The organism is Vibrio sp. V31_P5A7T61 (assembly GCF_009904895.1).
In the GTDB taxonomy this organism is placed as follows: domain Bacteria; phylum Pseudomonadota; class Gammaproteobacteria; order Enterobacterales; family Vibrionaceae; genus Vibrio; species Vibrio metschnikovii.
On sequence record NZ_WXWI01000046.1, the window covers coordinates 61,451 to 73,282 of the forward strand.

The following is an 11,832-nucleotide window of genomic DNA, read 5'->3' on the forward strand; positions in this document are numbered from 1 at the left end:
TGTGGGTAACTTGAAATTACCGAGAGTATGCGGTGTGTCAGCCATATCTGTAAAGCGTTTTTAACCGCCCGAGTGAGTGAGGACCGTAAATCATTCATTAATGACTGAGTAACCATTCTCATCGGTCACGGATTGATGACGTTTTTTGAATTTTTTGACTTGATACATCGACTGATCAGCCAGTTCGATAAGAGAATGTGCCGTAGGATTGTGTGAGACATCTCGTTTGGGGGTATTCTGATGAATATAAACACCAGCAGATACCGTAACGTGGAAAGCGGTATTATCGACCCTAGTGAAAGGTGAGCGTGACAATTTTTGCTCAAGGGCCGTACACCATCGTTGGGCTTTAATATTATCATATCCTGGTAACAACGCTACGAACTCATCACCGCCAAATCGAGCGATATCGTGATCGTCATGTCTTATTTCTTTGAGAATACGCCCGATGTGAGCTAAGGCTCTATCGCCAATCGCATGCCCAAACTGATCATTAATCATCTTTAAGTTATCTAAATCGATAAACACAATGGCAAGTGGCGATGTAGATTGACTTTGTAACCATTGTTCAAGGATTAACATGCCATATTCACGAGTATTTAAACCAGTTAAACCATCATGATTGAGCTGATATTCTAATCTGGCAATTTTAGCAAGCAGCTGCTGATTTTCTTTGATTAATGCCTGCATCGTGTGTTCAGCATGACGGTAAGCTTGATGATTAATCATAGGTTCGGATGTCTGACCCGTTACACAAGTCATTTTAGGTTCTAGATTTACCGTATCAGATAACACTTTGCTCATACTCGCTATTCCTTACTGGATATTCACGATTTAAATGCTTTTTAATAGCGATAGCTTAGCGAGTCTTGCGGCGTAATGTGTCGTAGCTAAGCGATATCTTCTTCTTGATTAAAAAGTAAGCAAGGATAGTGCCAGTATATATATCGTTGCCTTATTGATGTTTATTGACCGAGTTTAAAACAGTCATGGTGTTCAATAAGAGGTGGTCGAGTAAAGGTGGCACAGTAGCTAACTGATTGATTGCTATTTATACAATGTGCTGCGACGCAATTTGTCTTAGCTCACGTTATTCTTAATTCACCACTAAATGCACACTGGATTGCTTAACTTCTGTTTGCATATTGGGTATAACCAACATTAATGCAACAGAGGCAATATAAGGCCGCTATGATGATGACCGCGCTCCGTTCTGCTTGCTTGGTTTGCAGTGTCAGCATCAATTTTGGAAATCCTATCCTCGGGTACTGTTTTTCCTCTTGGATTCAAGTACGAAGTGCTGCTCACTGAAAGTGATCAAACATTACCAAATCGTTAAATAACCCCTTAGTAAAGTGATACCAGCATGGCGAAACGAGCATCGACCCAAGAATCTTTACATATTGCGTTTGAAATTTTGAAGCGCATTCCAAAAACAGGCCAAGTGACCGCCAGTGAGATTCATCAGCAGTTACTGGGTTTAGACATTCAACGTGATTTGCGCAGTGTCCAGCGCACGTTAGATATGTTATCGCAACATTTTGATATTGAGCGGGATGAACGCAGCAAGCCTTATGGTTATCGATGGTGCAAGCACAGCCATGGTTTTCATTTACCGAAACTTTCGCCTAGTGAGGCGCTGCTGCTTAACTTAGCGGAAGATTATTTAGCCAATTTATTACCAGCCAATTTAGCTCTCTCATTAGAAAGTTTTTTCCGCGAAGCAAAACATACGTTAGCGCCGACGGCCAGCAGCCAAAAGGAGCGGGAATGGCTAAAAAAAGTGCGGGTAGTCAGTGAAACTCAGCCGTTATTGCCACCAACCATTAATAACCACGTCTTTCAGGCGGTGAGTGAAGCGCTGTTTCATGATCGCTTGCTAGATATTGAGTATCACAATGCCAAACAAGAACAAAAAAGCGCCACGGTCATGCCCCTTGGCCTCGCTCAGCAAGGTAATCGCTTGTATTTGGTGTGTCGCTTTAATGGCTATGCCAACGAGCGCAGTTTAGCTCTACATCGGATTAATAAAGCGCTGGTGTCGACCTTTACTTTCTTGCGACCGGCAGAGTTTCGATTAAGCCAATACGACGGCGATGGTCGCTTTGGGTTTGGCGAAGGCCAGCACTGCCAAGTGCAATTTAACATCAGTAAAGTGGCAGGCTTTCATTTGCTCGAAACCCCTCTCGCCAGCGATCAGCAGGTCGAAGAACACGACAACCACTACCAGATCCGCGCCACGGTGATTCACTCAAAACAGCTCGAACGCTGGCTAAATAGCTTTGGCGAGCAAGTGTGGGCGGTGGAGATAAGCAGCCAGCCACAAAAGCAATTAACAGAACAGGTATAAAATAGATATGGATACGCGTTTTAAATTGAAAGAATAAAGCTTAAATATAGATATATGCCAAACCATTCGGTGTTGTAGGTGGTAGCAAGCGAGTAGCACATCACACCAACGGATACACTGGCTCGCCCCACATGGCTTGTTTATTGTTCATCATAATGGTGATTAAGGTGGGGACAAGGTGTTGCAGTAGGCTGGTGCAATCGCGTAGTTGTTGGCGGTTAGCGGAACTGCCAAAGGTTGCGCCACCGTGAATCATTTGGTTTCTTAAGGTGTAAAGGCGAGCGAATACAATCGATAATACTGAAGCAGTATCATTTTGGCTCAGTGCTTGGTTAGCGGCGATTTTAGCTTTGCTGCGCGCTTGTTTCCAACTCTCTTGGTCAATCCGACCGGCTTGATAATCCCAATAAGCTTGTAAAATAAATTCATTGTCTAAAATGCAGCGAATAGGTCCAGAGTATTGCTCCCAGACAATCGCGCTTAATTGCTGCTGTTTATCTAACTCAACTAATTTGCTTAAAAACTCTTGAAATAAGCCGCGCTCACCAAAGCTACTTTTTTGTTCAAAATCTTGGGCGTAGGCAGAATTAAACGCTATCCATAAAAACAGAAAGGCAGAATCGTCATCGCTGCACTGTTCGGCTTTATTCAGCCAGCTGAGCGCGCGATGGACACGAATGGAAAGTGCGCTAGGATATTGATCTCGCTCTGCACGGTGACGTTGCTTTAAAGTATTAAATGTCAGCATTGGTTACCTTCCTTACCGAGTGTTAAAGTCCTTGATTATTGAATGCTAACCATAAAAATCACCTCACAGAGATACCTACTTTTAAGCATTCAGTTGATTATGTTGAGTATGCCGTTATTAACTAACAAGCTGCAAACAGATTGGCAAGGAAGTGTGAATCATTGACGGATTTGCTTAGTGCATATCATTTCTGTTGAATTTTTGCTAAGGTGCGCGGTTTGATTTTTCGTCGGGGAAAGTAATGAAGTTACTGTATTGGCTTAATGAAGCTTTATCGCTTTCTCATCCGGCGTTGCAAGCTAGGTTACCTTTTACAGGCTCGAACCTAATTGATGATGTATTTGTCCGTTACCAGCTGGTGGATATCGACCAGCCATTGCTATTTCTATTTTCACCTTCGGGCAGTGATGTTCGTCAGCAAGAGTTGCATGCTGATTATGTTCCTTGGGGTTATGATTTCGCTCAGCAGCAACAGGTTAATGTGATTGCTTTTCAGCACCTAGGAATGACGAACTGGTTTCGAAGCCCGAGTTTGATTGAGTTCCTTGAGCAACTTGCGCCATTACTGGCCCGTTTTCCCCTGCGCTTAGGTTATGGCTTAAGTCGGGGTGGGTTTGCGATTGGGGCGTTTGCCAATTTACTGCAGCTTAATCATGTGCTGCTGTTTTATCCTGTGAGTACCAAAAATAAACAGCGAGTGCCATGGGATACTCGTGCCAGTACCGAAGCTGCCCAAAAATTTGATTGGCAGGGGAAATACCATGATAAAGATCTTGGCGCAGCCCAAGGTTATATTATTTACGACCCTAACGATCCCATTGATACTCTTCATGCTCAACGTTACCCAGAGTTAATTCAAGTGCCGATATCCGGCATGGGGCATGGTATTCGTTCAAATGATACTGACAAGTTAAGTTTTTATAACCATATCGCTGAGCAGTTTATCCATCAACAAAAGATAGATGTTGATGATTGTTATCAACAAGCTCGGCAGTGGTTTTTCGAGAGGAAAGAGCCCGAATAAGCGGGGAAATACACGGTATTTTTAAACACAATTGCGTAATGCAATTTAGATGGAGGATAAATGAAGTTACTGTATTGGCTGGATGAATGGGCGTCTCTTTCCAAAGACGAACAACAGGCCAAGTTACCGATATCTGGTGAGGATTTACTTGATGACATTTTTGTGAAATATCAATTTGTTGATTTAAATAAACCCTTGTTATTTACCTTCTCACCAGCAGGAACGAATTTACAGGAACAGGACTTAGATTCGAATTTTTCGCCTTGGGGCTATCGTCTTGCCCAAAAGCAAGAGGTTAACATTATTGCTTTTCAGCATTTAGGGAAAAGTAATTGGTTTCGTAGTCGCAACTTAATTTTCTTTTTAGAGCAATTATCAACCTTATTGAGCCCGTTTAAGTCGCGGTTAGGTTATGGGCTGAGTCGTGGTGGCTTTGCGGTGGGCGCGTTCGCTAATTTACTAAAGCTAAATCAAGTTTTGCTTTTTTATCCGGTGAGTACCAAAAACCAACAAATTGTCCCTTGGGACGACCGATCCAGCACTCAGCTGGCGCAGCAATATGATTGGCAGGGTGATTATCACGATCTCGATTTAGGGGATGCGAAGGGGCACATCATTTACGACCCGACGAATCACATCGACCGACTGCATGCCAAACGCTACCCGCAATTAACTCACTTAAGGGTATTTGGTATGGGGCATGGCACTCATGCTAATTATCTCAATCAATTTGGCTTTTACAAACAGGTGGCCGTAGATTTTATTCGTCACCAACATATTGATATCGCTCAGTTTCGTCATCAAACCAGAGCGTTGCGTTTTAAAGAAGACTATTATCAGTGTCTGAATAAAGCCAATGCCAATTCTAGGCATCGTTTAAGGTTACTCAGTACCGCGCATCATGTATTGATGGCTGAGAAAAATGCTCATATTAAACAGCATCAAACCAATATTGATATCCAGCCTTTGGTGGATATTGCTATTAAGCATCAGCATGAAAACCCGCAGGATGCGGTGCAGTTATTAGAATTTGCTCAACAGATTGTCCCCGGCGATCCGCTGGTTGAATATAAATTGCAGCAACTGCTTTGTTAAAGACCTAGTTAGTTGATAGCAATTAGTTGACAGAAAAAAGCGCCAACGGCGCTTTTTATGATCTGGATGTCAGCAAAGTTCACTGCAAGCTTAAACCGCCATTAAGCCATTCGTTTTTGAGCGTCAATATTTGCTGTGATTTGATCGCCCATATTGATTAACTTATCTAAAATTCGCTCACCATCGACGCGAAGTCCGTTGTGCTCATACTCATTGGTGATCCATGCTGTTGAGTTTGCTATTTGCTTCAGGGTCGCGCGGCTAATATCCATATCAACAAACATATCATCAGCGTAAACCGCGCAACTGACCGGCACCTTATTTTGCGCCAGCACCTGCGGATGATACAGTGCAGGCCAATCACTTTTGGCGGCCAGTTGCTCTGCTGCCGCTTGCAATGGTGTTAAGCAGGTGTATTGTTCAAACATCCAAGGGAAAACCATCTCTCCGGTAAATAAGAAGGTCTGATCAGGCTGATACTCAAAGACTTGATACTCTTGGCTAATACGTTGTGCGGACCAATTCGAAGCGCTGTGCTGACAGTAAATCGATTCATGCAAAATGGCGTAAATAGGGTTAGTTTGAAATGCTTGTTGCATAAGCATCTGATGAAGAAACTCATAGCTCAAGGTCTCTTGCCCATCGACCGTGATCAAGGCGTTTTCCAGTAGATAATAAGTAGGCAGAAAACTGTCACTCATACCAAAGTTGATACCGATCTGCTGAAACTGCTCAACGGTAAACACTTGACCATTAGGCAAGCTGACACGGTTTTTTATTAGATGGTTGGCTATGCGCTGGCATAAGGTTTGCGCTTGAGGGAACTGCGCAAAAAAGGCGTGGTTTTTTTCCAAAGTACGAGCAAACGTCGCGCGGTAGACTTCATCAGCATGGGCGGTTAACGATGGCACGCCACCGGTAATATAAGCGCGAGATAAACTATCAGGAAACAAGGATAAGTAAGTCAGTGAGCAAAAGCCACCGAAGCTTTGGCCTAAAATCGCCCATTGCTTTACCCCGAGCGCTTCACGAATGGCTTCCGCGTCGCGTACGATATTATCAGCGCGAAAATGGCTTAAATATTCTGCTTGCTGATTGGCGTTCATGATCGATAAGGTTTGGTGGGAAATCACCGAACTATTGCCGGTGCCGCGTTGATCAAGCAGCAAGACTTGATGATCTTGTAGCGCGCGTTTTAACCAGCCGGATAAGCCATTAGGACGCGGCGCCGCAAAGCCAGGGCCACCTTGAAAATACACTAACCAGGGTTTTTGTTGCTCGCCATCAGAGACTAAGCGAATCGCCCGTGCAAAAACCGTAATAGTGCTTGAGTTCGGGTCGTTGTAGTTTAAGGGCAGGGTAAAAGAGTGCGGAGTGTAGTGTACTCCATTGTCAATAAAAGCAGTCAGGTGTTGCTGCATCACTATTCCTTGTTGATTATGGTTATGTTTTTAGTGACGCCGTCACTTATCGTGGGTCACAAAACTAATCAGTAAGGTTATAGTAGTTTACTGCTCGGTTCAAAGCGTCTGCAGCAGTCAGCCTGATCTTAATCACGCAGAAAATAAAAAAGCCAGTCGCAAAGGGCGGCTGGCTAAAAATGTGAACAAAATCTATTCACTAACAACGTCAGTTGGCTAGGTGATCCTCGGCTTAAAAGGATCAATCTATATAAAGCATTTAGCGTGCCAACTTTTTAATGCTGCGAATGTCCATAAAATCAGTGCTTGTTTGAGTTTAATATCACTTGGTTTCATACTTTGCCTTGCAAAGTGCAATTTCTTTTGCGTTTTGCGAATCCCGGTGGTGTGAGGGATAACTTGAGTCAGAGTATGGTCATCACTTCACAGAGTGTGGGCGGCGTCCTTGCATGGTTCTTATGATCCGTTTATATCGGGGATTATCCCTGATAGAAAGAGAGTCCTTACCTTATGAATGAATTTGAAAAAATGACTTTAGGTTTAGCGCATGATTCTGATAGCCCTGAATTTGGTATGCTAAGAAACCAAGCATTTGATCTACTTAAAGAGATAAATTCTCGCCAGTTTGCCGCGGCTCAGCCTTATCTCGCGAGACTATTCAAACAGGTTGGTGAGAATACGGTGGTTTGCCCGCCGTTCTTTTGTGAGTACGGGAAAACGATTTCGATTGGCAGCGATACTTACATCAATATGGGAGTGACGATGTTGGATAATGCGCCGATCATCATTGGAAACAATGTGTTAATTAGCCCCAATAGCCAATTCTATACACCCACTCATTCGCTCGATTATCAGCAGCGACGTGGTTGGACTTTTCAATGTGCGCCAATTGTGATTGAAGACGATGTTTGGATTGGGGGAAATGCTGTTATTTGCCAAGGTGTGACGATTGGCGCTCGTTCGGTGGTGGCTGCCGGAGCCGTTGTGACCAAAGATGTTGCTCCTGATACCTTGGTTGGTGGTGTGCCAGCTAAATGGATCAAGGCATTAAATCAAGTTGAAGAATAAAAACAGGGAGACGAAAAGTCTCCCGTTTGGATCTGTCTTTTTCCTATCGGAAGCGACAGCGGTGTTAGCTACGTTGATTAATTAACCCAAATAACGCGACACTAAATGTGCCTTGAAGTGTACGGGGTTAAGCACTTCACCCGTAGCTTGTTTCACCAATTCGTCAGTCGTCAGCAGGCTGCCTTGACTCCAGATATTATCACTCAACCAAGTAAAGATCGGGCTGAGATCTTTACGAGCAATCGCTGCTTCTACATCAACACTGTGCTTCATGGTGGCCATAAATTGCGCGGCATACATAGCGCCAAGGGTATAGGAAGGGAAATAGCCAAAGCTGCCGTCTGTCCAGTGAATATCTTGCATACAGCCATTTTGATAGTTGCCAGCGGTGGAAAGGCCAAGATAAGCGCCCATTTTTTCATTCCATAACTCTGGTACATCAGTGTGTTTGATGTGGCCGTTCATTAGATCACGTTCAATCTCATAACGTAAGATAACGTGAGCTGGGTAAGTAAGTTCATCGGCATCAACGCGAATAAAGCCTTTTTCCACACGGGTATAGAGTTTTTGGAAGTTATCAGCGGCGAACACGGCACTTTCATTCGCTGAGAAATGTTGCTGAGCTAGGGTGGCTAAATGTTCGATAAATGGCGCGCTGCGGCCCAATTGCATTTCAAAAAATAGCGATTGAGATTCATGAATCCCCATTGAGCGAGCATGACCAACTGGATTACCAGCAAAGGCTTTTGGCAAGCCTTGTTCATAACGCGCATGACCGGTTTCATGGACAATACCCATTAACGATTGAGTAAACTCGGCTTCGTTATAACGAGTGGTGATCCGTACATCACTGGGTACGCCACCGCAGAATGGGTGCGTACTTTGATCCAGTCGACCGTGATTAAAGTCGAACTGCAGTAGCTTCATTACCTCTAAACCAAGGGCTTTTTGCTCGTCTGCCGGATAATGAGCCGTCGGCAAAATGATCGGTTCGTGGCTTTGCTTTTCTAGAACCTGATCAATTAAAGAAGGTAACCAAGTTTTTACTTCATTAAATACCTTATCCAGCGCTTGGCTGTTTGTCCCTGGTTCATAGAGATCAAGCATGGCATCGTAGTGACTAAGACCGGTGATATCAGAGCGAATTTGCGCTTCTTCTTGAGACAGTTTGACCACTTCGGCCCAATTTTTTTCAAAACCAGTCCAGTCGTTATTTTTACGTTGACTGCGCCAAGCATGCTCACACTGAGAGCCTGCTAGGGATTGCGCTTTAACCAAAGATTCTGGCAGCGCATTGGCCAGTTGCCATTGACGATGCATTTCTCGCCAAGTCGCTTTTTGTTGTGCGGTTTCGAGCTGCTCTTGGCTGCGAGCGAACCACTCGGCCAGTTGTGGCTCAGTCAGCAACTGATGAATATGAACGGATAATTGTGCCATCGCTTCGGAGCGAGCTTGAGCTCCGCCCGCGGGCATAACCGCAGCTTGATCCCAACCACAAATCGAGCTGAGATGTTGAAAGTGGGCAATTTTTTTAAAATGTTCAATCAGAGCGGTAAAAGCCATGTTGATTTCCTTATTCGATGATGCGTTGGCTCACGATGGTGAATACGTAGAGCCTTGATTGGCAGTACTAGAAAACAGAGTCGATAGAATAGGGGATTCTGACTGTGCTGGCTAATCGTTGTTGTTTAAGCTCAATTAATGAGCCTGATACGCGCTAAATTTCTATCCCTAGTTGATGATCCGTCACTGTCTTCTATATGGAGTCTTGATTTGCACCCGTTATACTCTTCCTACTTGAAGCTGCTGCGGTGTTGGCTACGTTCGTTCACCCCAATCACATCGTTTGCCTATGCTCATGGGGATTCACTCACTTGCCGCCTACCTACAATTTCAAGTCGTTTGCGTATACCTATTATTTTCTTTATCCACTTTTGCATAGGCTGCATGGAAGATCTTAAGGTTAATGCGAAAAAATTAACTGAGAAGTGGCTCACTAATAGTACAAATAGGTTGCGAAGATGTTCAAATTTGTTGTGTTTTTATTTTTGGGGTGAATGTAAAGGTATTACTATCTTTTCGTGCATAACAATAATGAACGCTACAGTGGAGGTAGACATGAATGCAATATTCCTGATGCTAATGGGCTTAGGTGCCATGGCGCTGGGTTACGTTTTTTATTCGAAATTTATTTGTGAAAAAATCTTTAAAGTCGACCCGCATTTTCGAACCCCCGCTCATGAAATGAATGATGGTATCGATTATGTACCAACCAATAAGTATGTCTTGTGGGGGCATCACTTTACGTCGGTTGCTGGGGCAGCACCGATTATTGGTCCTGCGATTGCTGTGATTTGGGGCTGGGTTCCAGCCTTTATCTGGGTTGTTTTTGGCACGATTTTCTTTGCTGGGGTACACGATGCTGGAGCGATTTGGGCCAGTAACCGTAACAAAGCTAAATCGGTTGGTGCGTTAACTGGTGATATCATTGGCCCTCGTGCACGCAGTCTATTTATGATCGTTATTTTTCTTGTACTACTGATGGTGAATGCGGTATTCGCTGTGGTCATTGCCCGTCAGTTAATCAGCTTTCCCAGTGCTACTATCCCTGTGTGGGGAGCGATTTTGGTGGCTTTGGTGATTGGTCAGTTGATTTATCGTCGTTATATCGGGCTTGCGATGGTCTCGCTATTAGGGGTTATTGCTCTGTACGCGATGATTTATGTTGGCCCTATGATGCCGCTTTCTTTGCCTGATACTTTGATGGGATTGAATCCTACACAGAGCTGGATCATCATTCTGTTTGCCTATGCAGCTATCGCTTCTTTATTACCGGTTTGGATGCTACTGCAGCCAAGGGATTATATTAACGGCATTCAATTATTCATTGGTTTGTTTTTAGTTTACGGTGCGGTTTTATTCGCCGGTCCTGATGTGGTGGCTCCAGCGTTTAACACTAATTTACCAGAGGGAACGCCATCACTGATCCCATTGCTGTTTGTGACGATTGCTTGTGGTGCGATTTCTGGTTTCCACGGTTTAGTGGCGAGTGGTACTACGTCTAAACAATTAGATAAAGAACCGGATGTCCGCTTTGTTGGTTACTTTGGTGCAATTGGTGAAGGCTCTTTAGCGTTAGCGGCGATTATTGCGGCAACGGCAGGTTTTGCGACCTTAGCTGATTGGCAGGCGGTTTATCATGGCTTTGGTCAAGGCGGCGTTGGTGCGTTTATTAATGGTGGAGCCAACATACTTCAGCAAGGTTTGGGGTTAGATACTACGCTGTCACAAACGTTATTAACCGTAATGGTTGTTCTTTTTGCAGGGACAACGATGGATACGGGGCTTCGTTTGCAGCGCTATATTTTTCAAGAGTGGGGGAATATTTATAACATTAGTTGGATGCAAAAAGCACTGCCCGCGACGCTCTTAGCGGTTGGATCTTGTGTTTTGTTAGCGTTTGGTGCTGGTGGCGATGGTTCGGGTGGGCTACTGATTTGGCCTTTATTTGGTACCACTAACCAGTTATTAGCAGGATTAACCTTGCTTGTTATTACGGTGATGTTAGTACGTTTAGGGCGGCCAATGTATTACACCTTAGTACCGCTAGTGTTTTTATTAATTATGACTACCTTAGGTTTATTGATTCAGTTGAAAAGCTTTTACGATAAGCAAGATTGGTTCTTATTTACGCTCGATATTATCGTACTGATTGCTGCTATTTTGATCACTTTAGAGTGCGCTTCCGCCTTGAATAAATTGATTAAAAGTAAGAAGGAGGCGGTGTTGAATGAAACTGAGTAAGATCCGAGCTTGTTTTAAGCTCGCTAATCATTACGCAGAAGAAATTTATAACGCGCCATATCGTTCGGCAATTGCTCGCGCTAAGCGCGAGCAAGACGATTTGTTTATGTTGCTGATCTTCTCCGAGATGATGGGGGTACCTAATCCGGCGAGTTATTACACACTGGAGTTACAACCTCTATTAATGGAGCGTTTTCATGATTGGCATCTGCGCATGGGGATGGCTCATTCACCGCTCGATCAATTTAGATGTTGTTAAACACAAAAGCGGCCAGACATTCACAGAGAGGAGAGAGCGGTGGCGTTATTACTGAATAATCAA

General features: G+C 44.0%; 10 protein-coding genes. 6 read left to right on the forward strand and 4 right to left on the reverse strand.

All coding sequences use genetic code 11. From position 1 onward, the window contains the following. Positions 1-90: 90 nt before the first annotated feature. Positions 91-804 (reverse strand): GGDEF domain-containing protein, encoded by a 714-nt coding sequence (locus tag CAG58_RS10255; RefSeq protein ID WP_161425139.1) that lies wholly within the window; start codon positions 802-804, stop codon positions 91-93. A gap of 562 nt (positions 805-1,366) precedes the next feature. Between CAG58_RS10255 and CAG58_RS10260 the strand changes: the two genes are divergently transcribed. Further along, the gene (locus CAG58_RS10260) at positions 1,367-2,350 is read left to right on the forward strand and encodes a helix-turn-helix transcriptional regulator (protein WP_161425140.1); all 984 of its coding nucleotides are present in this window, start codon (positions 1,367-1,369) and stop codon (positions 2,348-2,350) included. A gap of 100 nt (positions 2,351-2,450) precedes the next feature. Here CAG58_RS10260 and CAG58_RS10265 read toward each other — a convergent pair whose 3' ends face one another. After that, positions 2,451-3,098, reverse strand: coding sequence for a HEPN domain-containing protein (locus CAG58_RS10265; protein WP_161425141.1), 648 nt, complete (start codon positions 3,096-3,098; stop codon positions 2,451-2,453). A 241-nt stretch (positions 3,099-3,339) separates the two neighbouring features. Here CAG58_RS10265 and CAG58_RS10270 point away from each other — a divergent pair, with 241 nt between their 5' ends. Beyond that, a complete protein-coding gene (locus CAG58_RS10270; RefSeq protein WP_161425142.1) occupies positions 3,340-4,122 on the forward strand; it encodes a cytosolic protein in 783 nt (260 codons plus the stop codon). A 60-nt stretch (positions 4,123-4,182) separates the two neighbouring features. Next, the gene (locus tag CAG58_RS10275; RefSeq protein ID WP_161429702.1) at positions 4,183-5,217 is read left to right on the forward strand and encodes a cytosolic protein; all 1,035 of its coding nucleotides are present in this window, start codon (positions 4,183-4,185) and stop codon (positions 5,215-5,217) included. A gap of 101 nt (positions 5,218-5,318) precedes the next feature. Here CAG58_RS10275 and CAG58_RS10280 read toward each other — a convergent pair whose 3' ends face one another. Continuing rightward, entirely contained in the window at positions 5,319-6,638 is a 1,320-nt protein-coding gene (locus CAG58_RS10280; protein WP_161425375.1) for an alpha/beta fold hydrolase, read from the reverse strand. Between the two features lie 510 nt (positions 6,639-7,148). Between CAG58_RS10280 and CAG58_RS10285 the strand changes: the two genes are divergently transcribed. Then, on the forward strand, positions 7,149-7,706 hold the full coding sequence (locus CAG58_RS10285; RefSeq protein WP_161425376.1) for a sugar O-acetyltransferase: 558 nt from the start codon (positions 7,149-7,151) through the stop codon (positions 7,704-7,706). Between the two features lie 81 nt (positions 7,707-7,787). Here the strand turns inward: CAG58_RS10285 and CAG58_RS10290 are convergent, their stop codons facing one another. Next, complete coding sequence (locus CAG58_RS10290) at positions 7,788-9,269, reverse strand: carboxypeptidase M32 (protein WP_161425377.1); 1,482 nt, start codon at positions 9,267-9,269, stop codon at positions 7,788-7,790. Positions 9,270-9,824: 555 nt separating this feature from the next. Here CAG58_RS10290 and CAG58_RS10295 point away from each other — a divergent pair. Continuing rightward, entirely contained in the window at positions 9,825-11,510 is a 1,686-nt protein-coding gene (locus CAG58_RS10295) for a carbon starvation CstA family protein (protein WP_161425378.1), read from the forward strand. Next, a complete protein-coding gene (locus CAG58_RS10300) occupies positions 11,497-11,769 on the forward strand; it encodes a cory-CC-star protein (RefSeq protein WP_040904321.1) in 273 nt (90 codons plus the stop codon). The genes CAG58_RS10295 and CAG58_RS10300 overlap by 14 nt, the downstream gene beginning before the upstream one ends. The last annotated feature ends 63 nt before the right edge of the window (positions 11,770-11,832 follow it).

What these genes read in the sequence shown, in the direction of transcription:
- CAG58_RS10255 (WP_161425139.1), bottom strand. Translation starts at nt 804, where the DNA reads ATGAGCAAAGTGTTATCTGATACGGTAAATCTAGAACCTAAAATGACT.
- CAG58_RS10260 (WP_161425140.1), top strand. Translation starts at nt 1,367, where the DNA reads ATGGCGAAACGAGCATCGACCCAAGAATCTTTACATATTGCGTTTGAA.
- CAG58_RS10265 (WP_161425141.1), bottom strand. Translation starts at nt 3,098, where the DNA reads ATGCTGACATTTAATACTTTAAAGCAACGTCACCGTGCAGAGCGAGAT.
- CAG58_RS10270 (WP_161425142.1), top strand. Translation starts at nt 3,340, where the DNA reads ATGAAGTTACTGTATTGGCTTAATGAAGCTTTATCGCTTTCTCATCCG.
- CAG58_RS10275 (WP_161429702.1), top strand. Translation starts at nt 4,183, where the DNA reads ATGAAGTTACTGTATTGGCTGGATGAATGGGCGTCTCTTTCCAAAGAC.
- CAG58_RS10280 (WP_161425375.1), bottom strand. Translation starts at nt 6,638, where the DNA reads ATGCAGCAACACCTGACTGCTTTTATTGACAATGGAGTACACTACACT.
- CAG58_RS10285 (WP_161425376.1), top strand. Translation starts at nt 7,149, where the DNA reads ATGAATGAATTTGAAAAAATGACTTTAGGTTTAGCGCATGATTCTGAT.
- CAG58_RS10290 (WP_161425377.1), bottom strand. Translation starts at nt 9,269, where the DNA reads ATGGCTTTTACCGCTCTGATTGAACATTTTAAAAAAATTGCCCACTTT.
- CAG58_RS10295 (WP_161425378.1), top strand. Translation starts at nt 9,825, where the DNA reads ATGAATGCAATATTCCTGATGCTAATGGGCTTAGGTGCCATGGCGCTG.
- CAG58_RS10300 (WP_040904321.1), top strand. Translation starts at nt 11,497, where the DNA reads ATGAAACTGAGTAAGATCCGAGCTTGTTTTAAGCTCGCTAATCATTAC.